Annotated in this window: 16 protein-coding genes; 6 read left to right on the forward strand and 10 right to left on the reverse strand. The window is 69.5% G+C overall.

Annotated elements, in window-relative coordinates; all coding sequences use genetic code 11:
• The first annotated feature begins 107 nt into the window (after positions 1-107).
• From DVR07_RS06655 to DVR07_RS06665, 3 genes are all read left to right on the forward strand, one after another.
• A complete protein-coding gene (locus tag DVR07_RS06655; protein WP_115795954.1) occupies positions 108-470 on the forward strand; it encodes a 2Fe-2S iron-sulfur cluster-binding protein in 363 nt (120 codons plus the stop codon).
• Between the two features lie 87 nt (positions 471-557).
• The gene (locus DVR07_RS06660; protein WP_115795955.1) at positions 558-986 is read left to right on the forward strand and encodes a DCC1-like thiol-disulfide oxidoreductase family protein; all 429 of its coding nucleotides are present in this window, start codon (positions 558-560) and stop codon (positions 984-986) included.
• 96 nt (positions 987-1,082) lie between these two features.
• Positions 1,083-1,619, forward strand: a complete 537-nt coding sequence (locus tag DVR07_RS06665; protein ID WP_115795956.1) for a nitroreductase family deazaflavin-dependent oxidoreductase — start codon at positions 1,083-1,085, stop codon at positions 1,617-1,619.
• 42 nt (positions 1,620-1,661) lie between these two features.
• Here DVR07_RS06665 and DVR07_RS06670 read toward each other — a convergent pair whose 3' ends face one another.
• Together DVR07_RS06670 and DVR07_RS06675 are read right to left on the reverse strand one after the other, a co-directional pair.
• On the reverse strand, positions 1,662-3,173 hold the full coding sequence (locus DVR07_RS06670; protein ID WP_115795957.1) for an FAD-binding oxidoreductase: 1,512 nt from the start codon (positions 3,171-3,173) through the stop codon (positions 1,662-1,664).
• Positions 3,174-3,242: 69 nt separating this feature from the next.
• On the reverse strand, positions 3,243-4,637 hold the full coding sequence (locus DVR07_RS06675; protein WP_115795958.1) for a cytochrome P450: 1,395 nt from the start codon (positions 4,635-4,637) through the stop codon (positions 3,243-3,245).
• Positions 4,638-4,790: 153 nt separating this feature from the next.
• Here DVR07_RS06675 and DVR07_RS06680 point away from each other — a divergent pair, with 153 nt between their 5' ends.
• Both DVR07_RS06680 and DVR07_RS06685 read left to right on the forward strand, forming a co-directional pair.
• Entirely contained in the window at positions 4,791-5,024 is a 234-nt protein-coding gene (locus DVR07_RS06680) for a zinc ribbon domain-containing protein (RefSeq protein ID WP_115795959.1), read from the forward strand.
• Between the two features lie 13 nt (positions 5,025-5,037).
• Entirely contained in the window at positions 5,038-5,295 is a 258-nt protein-coding gene (locus DVR07_RS06685) for a hypothetical protein (protein WP_115795960.1), read from the forward strand.
• A 34-nt stretch (positions 5,296-5,329) separates the two neighbouring features.
• Here the strand turns inward: DVR07_RS06685 and DVR07_RS06690 are convergent, their stop codons facing one another.
• The 6 genes from DVR07_RS06690 to DVR07_RS06715 form a co-directional block, all read right to left on the reverse strand.
• Positions 5,330-6,379, reverse strand: a complete 1,050-nt coding sequence (locus tag DVR07_RS06690; RefSeq protein WP_115795961.1) for an ABC transporter permease — start codon at positions 6,377-6,379, stop codon at positions 5,330-5,332.
• Complete coding sequence (locus DVR07_RS06695; RefSeq protein WP_115795962.1) at positions 6,372-8,261, reverse strand: ABC transporter permease subunit; 1,890 nt, start codon at positions 8,259-8,261, stop codon at positions 6,372-6,374. The genes DVR07_RS06690 and DVR07_RS06695 overlap by 8 nt, the downstream gene beginning before the upstream one ends.
• Positions 8,258-9,241, reverse strand: a complete 984-nt coding sequence (locus tag DVR07_RS06700) for an ABC transporter ATP-binding protein (RefSeq protein WP_115795963.1) — start codon at positions 9,239-9,241, stop codon at positions 8,258-8,260. Before DVR07_RS06700 ends, DVR07_RS06695 begins: the two co-directional genes overlap by 4 nt.
• Positions 9,242-9,712: 471 nt before the next feature.
• Entirely contained in the window at positions 9,713-10,459 is a 747-nt protein-coding gene (locus DVR07_RS06705) for a DNA-directed RNA polymerase subunit epsilon (RefSeq protein ID WP_205254493.1), read from the reverse strand.
• 466 nt (positions 10,460-10,925) lie between these two features.
• Positions 10,926-11,534 (reverse strand): HalX domain-containing protein, encoded by a 609-nt coding sequence (locus DVR07_RS06710; RefSeq protein ID WP_240147447.1) that lies wholly within the window; start codon positions 11,532-11,534, stop codon positions 10,926-10,928.
• A gap of 97 nt (positions 11,535-11,631) precedes the next feature.
• On the reverse strand, positions 11,632-12,732 hold the full coding sequence (locus DVR07_RS06715) for a helix-turn-helix transcriptional regulator (RefSeq protein WP_115795965.1): 1,101 nt from the start codon (positions 12,730-12,732) through the stop codon (positions 11,632-11,634).
• A 274-nt stretch (positions 12,733-13,006) separates the two neighbouring features.
• Between DVR07_RS06715 and glmU the strand changes: the two genes are divergently transcribed.
• A complete protein-coding gene (gene glmU / locus DVR07_RS06720) occupies positions 13,007-14,188 on the forward strand; it encodes a bifunctional sugar-1-phosphate nucleotidylyltransferase/acetyltransferase (RefSeq protein ID WP_115795966.1) in 1,182 nt (393 codons plus the stop codon).
• Positions 14,189-14,219: 31 nt separating this feature from the next.
• Here the strand turns inward: glmU and DVR07_RS06725 are convergent, their stop codons facing one another.
• A complete protein-coding gene (locus tag DVR07_RS06725) occupies positions 14,220-15,965 on the reverse strand; it encodes a thiamine pyrophosphate-binding protein (protein WP_115795967.1) in 1,746 nt (581 codons plus the stop codon).
• 76 nt (positions 15,966-16,041) lie between these two features.
• Complete coding sequence (locus DVR07_RS06730; protein ID WP_115795968.1) at positions 16,042-16,230, reverse strand: hypothetical protein; 189 nt, start codon at positions 16,228-16,230, stop codon at positions 16,042-16,044.
• Positions 16,231-16,241 lie beyond the last annotated feature (11 nt).

The following is a 16,241-nucleotide window of genomic DNA, read 5'->3' on the forward strand; positions in this document are numbered from 1 at the left end:
ACGCGGTAGCGCACTCGGCGTAACGGCCGACACGCGACTCGCGTCGTGGCCGCTTTTTTCGGCCGGGCCCCAACACGTTCATCCCTCGGTGACCACTACGCGAGTCCGTGAGCAGCTACAGCGTCGCCATCGAGATTCCGGACGACTGCGACGTCGAGCAGGCCGGCGAGACCGTCGAGATCGAAGTGCCCGAGACCGAGTACGTCCTCGCGGCCGCCCGGAGCGAGGGCGTCTGGCTCCCGGCCGACTGCCAGCAGGGGTGGTGCACCACCTGCGCCGCCGAACTGCTGGAGGGCGAGGTCGACCAGTCGGACGCCCAGCGGTACTTCGAGGAGGACGAGGAGGCCGGCATGATACTGCCCTGCACCGCCAAACCCGAGTCCGACCTCCGGATTCGGGCCTGCCAGTACGAGGAGATGCTCGACCACCGCGCGGCCCACGACAGGCCGCCGGGTCGGTCGAAGCGCTGACCGACCCCCGTAGCTCTACTCTCTTCTGCCGGACGTCCTCCCGTCCACCCCACCGCAGTTTTACGATTTCCCGCCGTACAGCCGGGTATGAGCGACTACCACGGCGTGCTCGTGTACGACGGGGAGTGCCCGTTCTGCTCGGCGGCCGCCACCGCGCTCCGGCGCGTCGAGGGCGTCGGCGCCATCGAGTGGGCGGACGACCCGGCCCAGGCGTTCCTCGAGGCCCAGTTCGGCGAGGCGCCGTTCGCGCTGGCGTTCGCCGACGAGCGCGAGCAGCGCGTCTACGTCGGCCGGGAGGCGGCCCGCGAACTCTGCGACCGCGCCGGGATGCCGGTGCTGGTCCGGGACATCGTCGGCGACAACTACGAGTCGATAGCCGACGCCGTCCGCACCGTGACCGGCGTCGAGGACGACCCCGACCCGTACCACGGCGAGTACCCCATGGCCGACGCCGCCGCCGAGGCGTTCGACGCGCTGGCCGCGAACGCCTGGCACACCGCGAAGGTCAGCCGGTAGGGCACGTCCTCCCGCTGTCTGCAAAGTTCGCGACCGTCACCAGAATCCGCGAACACGGTTAAGTCGGTCAGCGTCCTTCCGTAGGGACGAGTCATCATGGCGGGAGAGACCGAAGCACGCGACCGACAGGCCCGGGACCGCGTCCGCGACGTCAACAAGCGATATCTGAACCCTGCGGCGATGCGACTCGCCGGCCGGCGCGGGATGCCGTACGGCATCGTCCGCCACGTCGGCCGGCGGTCGGGGGAGCGCTACGACACGCCCGTGCTGGTGGGGACCCGCGGCGACCGGTTCGTCGTCCCCCTGCCGTACGGGACCGACACGGACTGGTACCGGAACGTCCGGGCGGCCGACGAGTGCGTCGTAATCTACGGCGGGCACGCCTACCGCGCGGAATCGCCCCGACTCGCGGCTCCGGCCGCCGTCTCGGGGGTGTTCCCTGCGTGGCAACGGCGGCTCATCGAGCGCGCCGGCGCCGACCAGTACCTCCGGATGGACCGCGCCGAGGAGCTCCCGGCGGAGTACCGCGGCGCGACCGAGCGACATCCGGCCGGGCCCGCGGTGGCCGGCCTCGCGGGCGCGGCGCTGGCGGCGTGGGTGCTGTGGCGGGTCGCGAGGAACCGCGGGCGATAGCCGGGAATCGGCGATACGCCGGTCGCTCGCAGCGACCGGTTCTCAGTCCTCGGCGGGGCCGCCGGGGTCGGCGACCGAGTCGGCTTCCGCGGACTCGTCCCCGACCCCGCGCGCCGACGTATTCCCACCCACTTCCGCGTTGTCTGCGAGGCGAACCCGACCGCCGTCCGCGGTCTCGGGGAACATCTTGCCCGGATTCAGCGTGTCTCGCGGGTCGAACGCGCGCTTGAGCCGGCGCATCGCCTCGACCGACGCGGCGCCGTGCTCGGCCTCCAGGAACTTCCGCTTGCCGAGCCCGATGCCGTGCTCGCCGGTCGCGGTGCCGCCCATCTCGATGGCCTTCTCGACGGTGGCCGCGTACACCTCGGCGCCGGCTTCGACCTGGGCCTCGTCGTCCTCGTCGACCAGCACCGTGTAGTGGAGGTTGCCGTCACCCGCGTGGCCGAAGCACGGGACCACCAGGTCGCGGTCGTCGGCGAGTTCCTTGACGTACGACACCATCTCGGGGTAGTCGCTGACGGGGACGGTCACGTCGCCGGGGTGGAGCGCCGACAGGTCGGGGTCCCAGAGCTGGACCGCGTAGGCCAGCTCCTTGCGGGCCGCCCAGAGGTCGTCCATCTCGTCTTCGTCGGCCACGTCGAACCGCTCGGCGTCGTGGTCGCCGAACACGCCGCGGCAGAACTCGATCTCGCGCTCGACGCCGTGGTTGGCGTGGAACTCCAGGTAGACCGCGGGCACGTCGGGCAGGTCGGTACCCGTGTACGCGTTGGCCATCCGGGCCGAGTCGGCGTCCATGAGCTCGATCTTCGCCACGTCCACGCCCGAGCGCACCGCGTCGAAGACGGCCGCGGCCGCGTCGTCCAGCGTCGGGAAGAGCGCGCGGGCGCCCCGTATCTGCTCCGGCCGGCCCGCGAGTTCGAGGGTCGCGCGCGTCACGACCCCGAGGGTACCCTCGCTCCCGACGAGCACGTCCTTGAGGTTGTAGCCGCTGGAGGTCTTGACCGCCCTGCTACCCGCCGTTATCACCGAGCCGTCGGCGAGGACCGCCTCCACCTCCAACACCCAGTCGCTCACCTCGCCGTACTTGACGGTCTTCATGCCGGAGGCGTCGTTGGCTATCATCCCGCCGATTGTCGAGATGTCGCCCGACGAGGGCAGCGGCGGGAAGAACAGCCCCTCCGAGGCCACCGCCTCGTCGACCGCCGCGCCGTAGACGCCGGGTTCGACGTCGACCTGGAAGTCGTCCGGGCGGACCTCGAGCACCGAATCCATCCGGGACAGATCGAGGCTGATGCCGCCGCGGGCGGGCACGGCGTTGCCCTCCAGGCTCGTCCCCGCCGCGTAGGGCGTGACGGGGACCCGCCGGTCGTTCGCGGCCGCGAGGACGGCCGACACGTCGGCGGTCGATTCCGGCCAGACCACGGCGTCGGGGGTGACGCCCTGGTCGCGCTCCTCGGCGCCGAAGTCGGTCGCGTGGTTCTCGCGGGCCGAGTCGCCGAACGACGCCTCGCCGTCGAGGGCGAGGTCCGCGAGGAACGAGCAGTCGTGTGCCATACGCTACCGTGGTTCGGCGGCGGCTTAAACGTTTGACCGGTCAGCGTCCGTCCAGTTCGCGCGACCGGCTCAGTCCATCGGAACCTCGGCGTCGCGCTCGCCCGCCGAGACGTCCCACCGGCTCCCAGCCCGCTCGTGGATCTTCATCTCCACGGGGTTCCGCGGCCGGGCGGTGATGCTGGGTCGCAGGTCGAGCGCGGGCGACGAAATCAGTTCGAGGTGGTACTCCTGCAGGATGGCCGCGAGCACCATCCGGGCCTCCAGCAGCGCGAACCGGTCGCCGACGCACCGGCGCGGCCCGGCCGCGAACGGGAAGTACGCCAGCCGGGGCAGCGACTCGCGGAACTCGTCGGTCCAGCGCTCGGGGCGGAACGCCATCGGGTCGTCGTACCACCGCGGGTCGCGGTGGACGACGTGCTGGCTCATGCTCACGGTCACGCCAGCGGGAATCCGGTAGTCGCCGACCTGGTCGTCCTCGACCGGTTCGCGGACGATGCCCGGGACGGGCGGATAGAGCCGCATCGACTCGGTGACCACCTGCTCGAGGTATGTTAGGTCGTCGAGGTCCGCGACCGTCGGGGGCTCGCCGCCCAGTTCCTCGTCGAGTTCCGCGACAAGCTTGCGCTCGACGCCGCCGTGCTGGGCGAGCAGGAAGAAGGTGAACGTGAGCGCGAGCGCGGTGGTCTCGTGGCCCGCCAGCAGCAGGGTCATCACCTCGTCGCGGACCTGCCGGTCGGACATCGCCTCGCCCGACTCGTCGCGGGCCGAGAGCAGCATCGACACCACGTCCTCGTCGGTCGGGTTCCGCCGGCGCTCGGCGACGATGCGGGCGACGACCCGGTCGAGGGTCTCGACCGCCTTCTCGAAGCGGCGGCGCTGCGGGGTCGGCACCTGCTCGGGCAGCAGGTCGGTCATCGAGAACTCCGAGGCCGCCATCACGACCTCCAGGGCCGCGCCGACCCGCTCGGACTCGTCGCTGAGGTCGACGCCGAACAGCGTCCGTCCGACGATCTCGAGCGTCAGCGCGGTCATCTCCGAGTGGACGTCCCGGGTCTCCGCGTCGCGCCACGTCTCGGTCGTGCGCTCGGTGGCGTCGACCATCATCTCGGCGTACGTCGCGATGCGGTCGGGGTGGAACGAGGGCTCGACCAGGTGGCGCTGGCGCCGCCAGAACTCCCCCTCGCTGTTGAGCAGGCCGTTGCCCAGTACCGGGCCGAGCGTCTCCTGGAACGCCTCGCCCTTCACGTAGTTCTGGTTGTTCCGGACCAGCACGTGCTCGATGTGGTCGGGGTTCGAGAGGTGGTACGTCCACCCGCCGGGGAACTTCCACCGGACCACGTCGCCGTACTCGCGGTGCATCCGGCGCTCGAAGCCGAACTGGTCGCGCGCGAACGCCGGGAGGCTGCCGATGAACGGGAGACCGTCGGGACCGGGAGGGGCCCGACCGCGCGCTCGCTGAGTCATGCTTGCCGGTAGGCGCTACAGTGCCAAGTAGCCGGCGCTAGCAACGATTTCCAACCCATCTCGGGTTCACAACGCGTCCGATGTACGGACCATTCCGAGCCCCCGACCCGGTTCTCCACAAAGTTCTTGACAGCACCGCAAGAACTTCAGAACATGCCCTTCGACGAAAGCCCTGACCCCGCGAGCGACGAGGAAGGTTGCCCGAAGTGCGGCCACACCGACACCGACGTCGGCACCATCTCGACCACCGGCGGCGGCCTCTCGAAGATGTTCGACATCCAGACCAACCAGTTCCAGGTCGTCTCGTGCCTGAACTGCGGCTACTCCGAACTGTACCGCGACACCGGGTCGGCGGGCAGCGACGTCGTCGACGTGTTCCTCGGCTGACCCGGCTCCGCCGATGTTCGAGCTGTTCGTCGTCGCGCTGATGCTGCTGCTGACGGTCGGCGGCGGCCTGCTGCTGTACGCCATGGTCGACGCCGAGAAGAACGAGCGCCGGGTCATGGACCGCGAATCGGCCGAACGGGTCGCCCGCCGCGATACCGACACTCGCGGCAGCGATGAGACCGACCCCAGCGCACCCCCGAACAACGACCTCGACGCTTCGGGGAACGCCGAACGCGGGAATCACTGGGGAAGCGACCGCGACGAGAAGTGAGGAGAGAATCCCTGCGACGACGAGAGCCGACTACTTACTCTCCCAGCCCGCGCGCCGCGACCGCCCGCCGGAGGCCGACGAACGCGACCAGCGCGACGAGCACGTAGGCGACCACCGAGAGGTGGGTCAGCCCGGTCGGGCTCCCGATGGCGAGCTTCGCCACCGCGTTCGGCGGCGATTCGGGCAGCAGGTAGGTCGCGCTGAACGCGACCAGCACGCCCATCGAGAAGAGGAACTGGGCCTGCTTGCGCTCGCGGACCGCCAGCGCGACGGTCGCGCCGAGCGTGACCACGCCGACCGACAGCCCGGTCACCAGCACGAGAATCTCGACCGGGTTGGCGACCGCCGTCCCGTTGAACGACAGCAGCGCCAGCCACGCGCCCGCCTGGACCGGCGCGAGCGCACCCATCGCCAGCATCTTGCCGTCGACGATGTCGGTCGGTGTCAGCGGCGTCACCCGGAGCAGTTCGAGGGTGCCCCGGTCGAACTCCTCGGCGATGGCGTCGACCGCGACGCTCCCGCTGAGGAACACCGGCAGGAACGTCAGCAGCGGCACCAGCACGGTGTAGGTGAACCCGAAGTAGGGGCTCGACGACGAGTCGGGCGGCAGTTCGACCGGCTGGCGCTCCAGCCGACTGGAGAGCCGACCGCGCTCGTGGCGCTCGAACGCCTCCATCACGCCCTTTATCTGGGTGACCACCAGCGTCGTCCGGACGTTGCCGTCGGGCGCGATTGCACGCACCCTCGCTCTCCCGTCCGGGAGGCGGTCGATCCGGAGGACGGCGTGGATCTCCCCCCGTCGGAAGTCGGTCATCGCGGCCTCCTGGGTGCCGTACTCCAGCGCGCGCCAGCCGTCCTCGCGCTCGATGACGGGCGCGAGGTCGTCGCCCGCGTCCCCGGTGACGCCGAACTCGACGACGAACTGGTTCGACACCGAGCCGGGGTCGTACAGCGACACCAGCCCGACCGCGAGGAACGACGAGAACGCCGCCACGAACAGCTGGATCAGGATGGCGAGCACGATGGTCTTCTCGCTCCGGAGCGACGAGAGCTCCCGTCCGGCGACCGTCAGGCGCTTACCCAAGGTAGCTCACCACCGTTAGGTTGTAGGCGGCGTGAACGAGCGTCGCCGCCGCCAGCGTCCCGACGTACCAGTTGCGGTCGCGAGTCGCGCCGGCCGCGGTCATCGTCGCCGTCACGGTGTGGAGCGCCAGCGGCGCGAGGAAGAGCGCGACCAGCACCGCCGGCGAGGCCTCGATGCCGAGGCTCGTCACGGTGCCGAACGCCGCCTTGCCGAGCTCCTGGTTCGGCAGGCCGACCAGCTGGGCGACCGCGGTCGCCTTCTCGCCGACGAAGAAGCCCAGCCCGGACAGGAAGCCGAGCGTCGCGGCCGACCGGAACGTCCGCTCGAACCGCGAGTGGGCGAAGCCGGCGTAGACGTGGACGCTCTTGGCGATCTCCTCGACCAGGGCGATGGCGACCAGCAGCACGGGCATCGACAGCGAGACGGGAAGCGCGAACAGCACCGCCACCACGAGGAGTTCGCCGACGAAGACGAACGGGATTGAGAGCGCGCTCAGTTTGGCGACCGAGCGCCGCCCGGTTATCTGGCCGTCGAGCGCGTCGAGGAACTTCAGCGGGACCGACCGCTGGGTGAACATGTCCTCCTCGCGGTAGACGCCCGCGCCGAGCGCGAACAGCACGCCGGCCGAGAGGTAGAGCGGGCCGGTCGAGAACGCGTAGTCGCCCGCCGAGAAGCCGCTGCCTTGCAGGGCCTCGACCACGAGGGTCAGCGGCGAGATGGCCGCGATGGGGTGGACGTTGGTGAAGATGGCCGGGATGAACGCGTAGGAGGTCAGGAACACCGACAGCGTCACCGTGACGAAGGTGAGCTCCTTGAACGACCGGGCGAACATCCCGCCGACGAACGCCGACGCCAGGAACAGCAGCGCGATGGGGACCACGGCCGCGACCGACGCGGCGGCGGTCTCGGCGACCGCGAGCGCGCCGTCTGCCGCGGGCGTCAGCACCGCGATGCCGACCGCCGTGACCGACGCGATGGCGACCATCCCGAGGAGGTACGGCAGGGTCTTGCCGGCGATGATGTCGCCCCGCGAGACCGGCGAGACCAGCAGGAGCTCGCCGCGCTCGTTGATCCGCTCGTCGAGGATGGTCGACGCGTACGCCTGGATGACGAAGTTCATCGGCAGGATGAACGCGAACGCGAGCACCAGCGACTCGAAGGGGAACGGCGGCGCGATGTCCGAGGGCGTGCCTGCCCGGGCGTTCCCGCCGAACAGCGACCCGCCGCTCCCGACCGAGGGCGCCTGCACGGCGCCGTCGGTGTCGCCCGCGTCGCCACCTGCGCCGGGTGATGCGGTCGCGGACCCCTCGCTGTCGGAGTCGCCGCTTCCGGTTCCGCCGCCCGAGCCCCCGCCGAGTCGCATCTCGCCCTCGCGAGTCGTGCGCGTGGCGGCCGAGTCGGCGCCGCCCGCGCCGGAACCGCCGGACGCGCCGGCCAGGTCCTGGGCCCGGTAGCGCACCGACACCTCCACGGGGAAGGCGGCGGCCCGGTCGTCCTCGTCGGCCATGAGCGCGTCGTTGTACCGCTTGACCGTCTTCCGGAACTCCGCGAGCGCGGCCTTCCCCTTCGACGAGTCGGCCGCGACTATCGGCTGACCCCGTTGGACGAGGACGTCCATTCGTTCGGGGAACCGCTGGGCGTTCGGTTCGACCGCGACGAAGGTCGGGTCCTGCGCCACCGGGTCGTAATACGGGCTGTCTTGCGAGACGCCGACGCGGTAGATGCCATCGTCGAGGGTGATACCCTGACTGGCGACCATCGGGGTGAGCGCGCCCACTGCCAGCAAGACGACCGCGGCGACAGCCACGGTTCGCCGGTCGAACTGACCGACGTTCCTCGAGACCTCCCAGCGCGCGATCCGGAGGGTCTTGCGCGGCTTCACGGCCGGCCCTCCACGCCCGGCGACTCCTTCGCCAGGTCGAGGAAGATGTCCTCCAGGCTCGGCGTGTGGGTCTGGATGTCGGCCACCTCGCCGCCCGCGGCCTCGGCGAGTTCCCGGGTCTCCTCGACGGCGTCCATGCTCTCGACGACCCGACAGTACCGAGTGAGTTCGTCCTCCCGGACCGCGCCCGCCGACTCCGCGCTCGCCGTCGCGGTACTCGCTCCGGGCTTCGCTCGCGCTCCGCCGACCCCGGCGTCGTCCTCGACCGGCGTCGCGTCCTCCACCTCGACCGTCGTGTAGACGCGGTACTCGGTCCGGCCGTGCTCCTCGCGGATGGTCTCGACGCTGCCGCGGGCGACGATGCGGCCGTCGTTCATCACCGCGACGCGGTCGCAGATGCTCTCGACGTGGAAGAGGTTGTGCGCGCTGAACACCACCGTCTTGCCCGACTCGGCGAGGTCGCGGGTGAACTCGATGATGTAGTTCGTGGTCAGGGGGTCGAGGCCGCTCGCCGGCTCGTCGTAGATCAGCACGTCTGGGTCGTTGACCAGCGAGCGCGCGATGGCGACCTTCCGGGTCATCCCCTTCGACATGTCGCCGATCTTCCGGTCGCGGTGGGCCAGGTCGAGGCGGTCGAGCGTGTCGTGGATGCGCTCGCTCGCGACGTCGCCGGGTACGTCGTAGAGGTCGGCGAAGAACTCCAGGTAGGAGACCGCGGTCATGTCCTCGTACAGCGGCGACTCCTCGGGGAGGAAGCCGAGGTGCTCGCGCATCTCGGGGTCCTGGGCGTCGTAGCCCGCGACGGTCGCCGAGCCAGAGGTGGGCTCGACGAGCCCCGACAGCATCTTGAGCGTCGTGGTCTTGCCCGCGCCGTTCGGGCCGATGACGCCGAACACCTCGCCTTCGGGGACCGAGAAGCTGCTCCCCTCGACGGCGGTGAATCCGCCGTACACCTTCCGCAGATTCTTCACTTCTATCATCGGAATATTGGCCAGTGTTCGCCGGGGGGACTTGATTGTGTGGTTGGCGCCCGGAGTTCGAGCGGAGACGAGTAATCACGGAACCGAGATGAAGTACATCGAGAAGGCGACCAGAACCGGATGAATCGTGGGAGTGGATCAGGTCTTCGCGAGGGGAGCGAGTGCCGTCGACGAGGGCCCGCCACCGCTGCGGACCTCGTTTAAGTAGCTCTGGCGACAAGGGGTAGATACGAGGGAAGGCGGCCTCGTTCTGACGGAACTCGATTCGTGAGCCGTCGGTCTCTGCTCCGAACGGTTCGACCGTAGTGGGTCCGCTTGTCAGTCGAAACTGCGCTCGGCATGCGACGGAAGTCGGGCAAGTGGCGAGCGCTCTTTAAGTGCCTCTAGCGATAACGGGTAGATACGAGGAAGTTTTCTCCGCGCTGCGTTCGCCGTCTTCTCCCGTTCTCGCGGACTCTTCTCCGCCAGTCCTCACTTCTCGTGCGGTTCGTCCGCCCGGCGAGCGTCGAGGCTCGGCAGGTTCGGGTCGCGGTAGGGGTTCCGGCCGTACACCGCGTCCTCCAGTTCCTGCTCGCCGAGCTGGTCCTTCAGAGTGCGCCGGAGCCGGTTCAGGCTGGTCACGTCGAGGCCGTGCTTGGCGACGAGGTCCGAGAACTCCTCCTCGTCGGTTATCGACCGGAACTGGTCGTAGAGGTCGTCGAGGCGGTCCGGCGGCAGGTCCCGGATCCAGTCCTGGTCGTGGAGCCCGAGGTAGTGCTCGCGCTCGCGGTCGACGACGTGGCGGATGACGACCAGCGCGACCTTCGGGATGGCGCGCTGGCTCCCGAACGCCGTCAGGTCGAGGTCCGACATGATGCCGACGACCCGGTCGCGCTGCCACGGGGTCAGCGAGAGATCGTTGCAGAGCGCGTGGGCGATGCGGAGCTTGTCGAGCCGGTGCATCCGCGCGCTGTGGCCCGCCATCGCCGAGTGGCGCTCCTCGTGGAGCCGCCGGACGCTCTCCGAGAGGTCGGCCTCGGGCGACTCCGCCCGGCCGATCTGGGTCGCGCTCGGCGTCACCGGGCCCCACTTCCGGACCGTCCGGTCGCGCTGGAGGTCCGCCCGGCCGACCGCGCCGTCGCCGGGCCGCTGGCTGAACGGTCGCTGCGCGTCGCCCTCGTCGCCGACCGGTTCGGACTGCCACGTCGGCACCTGCTCGTCGGTCCACCCCTCGGTCATCAGGTGGCCGTACTCGGTCGGGATAGTTTAAACATGCGCCTCTCGGGAACGTGACGTGTTCGCCACGAGTCCGCGACAGCGGGCGGCGATCGGCGCAGAACGAGGTCGCTCGTCCGTCGTAGCTTCTCCTTGTCGCCAGACCTACTTAAACCGAGGTCGGGCGTGTTTCCCCGGGCATGCGGAAACGTCGCGCCGATCGGAGTCAGCGCCGACGGAATTTCCCCTTAAGTGTTTCTGGCGATAACGGGTAGATACGAAGGAGTCTTCTCGGTGCGTCTCGTCGGGAGCGCTTTGCCCATTCGCGCGATTAATCCGTCCGCGCGCGATTCTCGTCCGCCGGAAGCCCGCGCTACGTCGACTTCGAAGCCGGTCGGACCTGCCGCCCGCTGGTGTGCGAGTGTTTACCGAACGCTCGGTCAACCCGAAAGCCCGCCCCGCGCCTCGTCCGGTTCGTCGGGAAGCAGAATCACTGACCGTCGGTCTCGTAGAACTCCGCGCGGAGGTCCTCGTCGTCGAGCGTCGTGGCCGTGTCCGAGAGCTGGGAGCGCAGCTCGGCGAGCTCCTCGGTGAGCTCTTCGTACTCGGGATTGGCGTCGAGCTCCTCGGGGCTCTTCTTGGTCTCCAGCGCGGCCTTCTTGTTGGCCAGCGAGAGGAACCGCCGCATCTGGACGTCGTACGTCGAGCGTCGGAGCAGGGTCTCGACGGTCTCGAGCAGCTCGTCGGCCTCCGAGACGGGCTTCTCGAGGTAGGCGTCGAACCCGAGCTCGAGGATGTCGAAGTCGGGTTCGACCGCCGAGACGAGTGCGACCCGGCAGGTCAGCTCCTGCTCGTGGATCTCGTTCAGCACGTCCTCGCCCGAGAGATCGGGCATCCGGCGGTCCAGCAGGACGACGTCGACGTCGCCGTCGAGTTTTTCGAGGGCCTCGGAGCCGCTGTAGGCCGTGCGGACCTGGTAGTCGTCCTTCAGCCACTGGGCGTAGGCGTCCGTGATCGGCTTCTCGTCGTCGACAATCAGCACTGTAGCGTCGTTGGGCATGGTTCCGGTCTCGCTTGCGCTCTCTAGTGATTCACTCATATTCGGGAGAACTTAAACTGCCGTGTCTCGGCGACGCGGGCCGGCGCGACTCCCGGCGGCGCACGGTCAGTCGTTCGGGGGTTGCGTTCGTCATCTGTCAGTCGGTCTCCTGTTCGAAGGGCGATTTGGCCGTCTCGGGTTCGTAGCCGCTGAGGAAGACGAGGTTCCCTCTTCCGACCTGAACCCGGGTGATGAGTCCCTTCTCCTCCATCTTCGAGAGTTTGCGGCTGACCGTCGACTTCGACCAGTCGGTCTCCTCGGTCACGTCGGCCTGCTTCATCCGGCCGCCGTACTGGGTCAGCAGCTCCCGGATGCGGTCCTCGTCGGTCAGCATCGCCTCCTCCGGGAGGTCGTCGACGCCGGAGTCGCGGCTCGACTCCCTCGCCGGCCCGGTCGACCGGGTCTCGCCGACGCCCTCGGACTGTCCGCCCGCCGATGACGCGGGGTCGGTCGGCTCCCGGCCGGCCTGGTCGGAGAACACGCCCGACAGCGAGTCGCGTATCGACGCGAACAGGCCGCCCTCCGAGTCGGGGATGGAGACGTCGGTGTCGTGGGTCTGGACGTGGTCGCTGGTCGCGGTCCGGTCGCCGTACGTCTCGGTGACCGACCACTGCCCGCCGTCGTCGGACACCTCGACCACCGCGTCGAACAGCGGCTTCAGCGTGTTGATGGTCTCCTCGTCGTGGATGTCCGGGTCCATGTGGTAGAAGCCGATGGCGTCGGCCGCCTGGACTCGGTGCGTGAGGATGTGGAGGTACCGGAACGCGGTGTCGAAGTCGACGTACTCCAGCAGGATGGTCAGCGTCTGGACCGACACGAGCGTCTGGTTGCCGTTGTCCTTCCAGCGTGTCAGCTGCTCGCTCAGCGGCGCGATGATGTCCATCGGCTGGTTCGGGTCCACCCGGGCGACCGACACGCTCGACGGCATCTCCGTGTCCTCCTCTCCCGACGTCTCCACGGTGTTAGCGTGGATGAACGCCAACTCCGCCGGCAGTTCCTCGATGTGGGTTCGCCAGTCGGAGATCCACGTCTCCGGCGGCGGCGTGTACGTCACCGCCGCGATGTTCGCGTCCGCCGGGGGCGTCGTGGCGGCGAGCAGTTCGAGACACGCCCTGTTGCCGGTGGGGGTCAACGGTGCCAACAGGAGAACGTTCGATGACTCCTCCAGCTGCCGCCTGTCGGATGTATCGATGTTCATTCGTATTCCATCATATTTCGTATCTGTTTCCTCGATCTGAAGATGGTCCGGAGCGGGTCCAAGTAGTAACCGATGACGGCCCGATGGTTATTAAGTCATTGCCATCGGGGTTCTTCGGGGGTTCGACCGCCGACGAGTCCTGATTTCGGGTCGTACTCTGAAGAGATACGCCGAAGGTAAAAGCATCCGGCAGTACTCATCATGGTATTTAAGTAGCGACCGGACCCCGCGCGACTTCGGGAGACTGAAACGGGGTCGCGCAGAAGTATCGGTCATGCAAGCAGTCGTCCTCGCCGCCGGCGAGGGAACCCGCATCCGGCCCCTCTCCGACTCGCTCCCCAAGCCGATGCTGCCCGTCGCCGACCGGCCGCTCGCGGCTCACACCGCCGACGCCGCCGTGCGCGCGGGCGCCGACGAACTCGTGCTGGTCGTCGGCTACGAAGCCGACGCGGTCCGGGGGTACTTCGGTGACGAGTACGCCGGAGTCCCGGTCAGATACGCGGTCCAGGAGTCCCAGGCCGGCACCGCCGACGCGGTCCGGGCCGCCCGCGAGTACATCGACGGACCCTTCGCCGTCCTCAACGGCGACAACCTCTACGACGACGCGGCGGTCGCCGACCTGTTCGCCGCTGGCCCGGCTGTCGCGGCGGTCCGCGTCGACGACCCGTCGAACTACGGGGTGCTGTCGACCGACGGCGACCGGGTCACCGACGTGGTCGAGAAGCCGGCCGACCCGCCGACCGACCTCGCCAACGCCGGCGCGTACGTCTTCCCCGCGGCGGCCCGCGAGTGGCTCGACGTCCCCGAGAGCGAGCGCGGCGAGCGCGAGATCACGGACGTGCTCGCCCGCACCATCGAGAAGTTCGACGTGAGCTACGCCGTCGTGAACCGGTGGCTGGACGTCGGCCGGCCGTGGGAACTGCTGGCGGCCAACGAGTGGAAACTCGGCGAACTCGACCGCGACGTCCGTGGCGACGTCCACGCGGACGCCGACCTCCGCGGCGACGTCGTGGTCGAGGAGGGCGCGACGGTCGACGCGGGCGTGGTCATCGAGGGGCCGGCGCTCGTCCGGGCCGGGGCGGGCGTGGGACCGAACGCCTACATTCGCGGTGCGACTCTCGTGAGCGAGGACGCCGAGATCGGCCACAGCGTCGAGGTCAAGAACAGCGTGGTCGGCCGCGGGACGCACGTCGCGCACCTGAGCTACCTCGGGGACAGTGTGCTCGGTCGGGACGTCAACTTCGGCGCGGGCACCAACGTCGCGAACCTCCGCCACGACGACCGGCCGGTACAACTGACGGTCAAAGGCGAGCGCGTGTCGACCGGTCGCCGGAAGTTCGGCGTGGTCGTCGGCGATGAGGCGAAGACGGGCATCAACACCAGCCTGAACGCCGGCGTGACGCTCTCGGCGGGCGCGGCGACCACGCCCGGCGAGGTCGTGACGCGAGACCGGTAGGTTTTCGAAGGCGCTTGTCCCGTCACCGACCTCAGTCGTGGACGAGCACGTCCAGCACGTCCGGGCCGTCGCGCTCCAGCGCGGCCGCCAGCGCGGACTCGATCTCGTCGGGGTCCTCGATCAGCCGCCCGCGGGCGCCGTGGCTCTCGGCGTTGGCGGGGATGTCGACCGGCGGCTCGAAGTCCATGCCGACGAACTCGTAGTCGTCCTCCTCGCCGCCGAACAGATCGAGCGTGTTGTCCTTCAGGATGCGGTAGTTACGGTTGTCCGGGATGACGACCGTCAGGTCGGCGTCGTAGCGGGCGGCCGAGTAGAGCGTCTGTGGGTAGTAGAGGTACGACCCGTCGCCGACGAACCCGACCACGTCGCGGGGGTCGTCGGTTTCGCCCTCGGCGATGGCCGCCCCGACGGCCGCCGGGAGGCCGTAGCCGAGCCCGCCGCCCTTGTTCGAGACGTACTGCTCTGGCGCGAAGTCCCACCGGGTCAGCATGGCGTACTTGGCGGTGACCCCCTCGTCGACGACGTAGGCGTCGCCGGCGACCCGCTCCATCGCGTCGACGAGTTCGGCCTTCGAGGCGCGGGGGTCGTCTGCCTCGTCCTCACCCATCGCGGCCATCCGGCTCTCGGCCATCTGCTTGACCATCTCGACCCGGTCGAGGCGCTCGTCGCGGCCGACCCCTGTCAGTCGCTTGCGGACGAGGCCGGCGAGCTCGCCGAGCACGCGGCCGGGGTCGCCCACGACCGCGGCGTCGGCGGGCTGGTTCTTCCCGACCTGCCAGGCGTCGTCGCTGACGTGGACGCACGTGGTGTCGTCGGCGACGAGGTCCCGGTCGTGGCGGGTCAGCGTGGTGTTGGTCGAACAGCCCGCGAAGACGAGGTTGTCGGCGCCGAGCAGGGTGGCCGCGAGGTCCTCGTCCGGCGGGATGTACGACACCCACTGGTCGTGGTCGGTCGGGAAGTCGATCTCGCAGGCCAGGATCTCGCCATGGACCCGGGCGCCCGCGGCCTCCGCGAACTCGACCGCAGCCTCGACCGCGTCGACGCCCGAGCGCGCCACGCCGTCGCCGACGACAAGCGCCACGTCCTCGTCGGGGTCGGCCAGCAGGTCGGCCGCCCGCTCGATCTGGGTCGGGTCGCCCCGGCCGGCGTCCGGAATCTCGCCCAGCCGCTCGGGGTCGGCGTCAGTCGGCGTCATCATCGCGTCGAGCGGGAGCGCGAGGAACACCGGGCCGGTCGGCGGCGTGAGCGCGACCCGGAACGCCCGCCGGAGCATCGCCGGCAGCGCCGAGACGTCCCGGACCTCGTCGCTCCACTTGGCGAACTCGCTGGCCATCGATGCCAGGTCGCCCGAGAGGATGGGCTCCTCGTGGCGGAAGTCGGTGCTGTGGTTGCCGGCGGTCACGACCAGTGGCGCGCCCGCCACGGCCGCGCCGTAGAGGTTGCCCAGGCCGTGGGCCAGTCCGGGCGCGACGTGGAGGTTCACGACGCCGACGGGGTTGACTGGGGCCTCACCGCCGGACTGCTCCTCCGGCTCGTCGCCGTCTGCGCGACCGGCGCGCTCCGCGCGGTCGGCGTGGTACCGCCGGGTGGAGGCGTAGCCCGCGGCCATCCCGACCGCGACGTCCTCGTGGAGGCCGAGGACGTACTCCAGGTCGCTGTCGCCGATGGCCTCCATCACCGGCAGTTCCGTGGTGCCTGGGTTGCCGAACACCCGCGAGACGCCGTACCGCTCCAGCGCGTCGACGAACAGGTCGGCGCCGGTGTACTCGTCGGTCATGTGGGGGGTATTCGCAAGCCCGCGTGAAAGATGTTGGTCTCTCCCCCGACGGACTTGCGGTCGCGGGCGGCCTCGCTCAGGCCGACTCCTGCGCCGCGGCCCACTTCAGGAACTGCGGCACGACCGCGACTTCGAGGACGGCCATTCCGAGCACGAGCCAGCGAGTCGTTCCTTCGAGGAAGGCGAACGCGACGAAGGTGAGAATCGCGGCGCTACTGAGGCCCATGCCGTATCGGACGACCGGTTTTTCGAGCGGGGAACTCATGCGAGAGACAA

This window comes from Halorussus rarus (assembly GCF_003369835.1).
Classification (GTDB): Archaea; Halobacteriota; Halobacteria; order Halobacteriales; family Haladaptataceae; genus Halorussus; species Halorussus rarus.

Excerpts from the sequence above, each read along its gene's own strand:
- DVR07_RS06685 (WP_115795960.1), top strand. The coding sequence starts at position 5,038 with ATGTTCGAGCTGTTCGTCGTCGCGCTGATGCTGCTGCTGACGGTCGGC.
- DVR07_RS06700 (WP_115795963.1), bottom strand. The coding sequence starts at position 9,241 with ATGATAGAAGTGAAGAATCTGCGGAAGGTGTACGGCGGATTCACCGCC.
- DVR07_RS06715 (WP_115795965.1), bottom strand. The coding sequence starts at position 12,732 with ATGAACATCGATACATCCGACAGGCGGCAGCTGGAGGAGTCATCGAAC.
- DVR07_RS06725 (WP_115795967.1), bottom strand. The coding sequence starts at position 15,965 with ATGACCGACGAGTACACCGGCGCCGACCTGTTCGTCGACGCGCTGGAG.
- DVR07_RS06665 (WP_115795956.1), top strand. The coding sequence starts at position 1,083 with ATGGCGGGAGAGACCGAAGCACGCGACCGACAGGCCCGGGACCGCGTC.
- DVR07_RS06680 (WP_115795959.1), top strand. The coding sequence starts at position 4,791 with ATGCCCTTCGACGAAAGCCCTGACCCCGCGAGCGACGAGGAAGGTTGC.
- glmU (WP_115795966.1), top strand. The coding sequence starts at position 13,007 with ATGCAAGCAGTCGTCCTCGCCGCCGGCGAGGGAACCCGCATCCGGCCC.
- DVR07_RS06730 (WP_115795968.1), bottom strand. The coding sequence starts at position 16,230 with ATGAGTTCCCCGCTCGAAAAACCGGTCGTCCGATACGGCATGGGCCTC.
- DVR07_RS06710 (WP_240147447.1), bottom strand. The coding sequence starts at position 11,534 with ATGAGTGAATCACTAGAGAGCGCAAGCGAGACCGGAACCATGCCCAAC.
- DVR07_RS06705 (WP_205254493.1), bottom strand. The coding sequence starts at position 10,459 with ATGACCGAGGGGTGGACCGACGAGCAGGTGCCGACGTGGCAGTCCGAA.
- DVR07_RS06660 (WP_115795955.1), top strand. The coding sequence starts at position 558 with ATGAGCGACTACCACGGCGTGCTCGTGTACGACGGGGAGTGCCCGTTC.
- DVR07_RS06670 (WP_115795957.1), bottom strand. The coding sequence starts at position 3,173 with ATGGCACACGACTGCTCGTTCCTCGCGGACCTCGCCCTCGACGGCGAG.
- DVR07_RS06675 (WP_115795958.1), bottom strand. The coding sequence starts at position 4,637 with ATGACTCAGCGAGCGCGCGGTCGGGCCCCTCCCGGTCCCGACGGTCTC.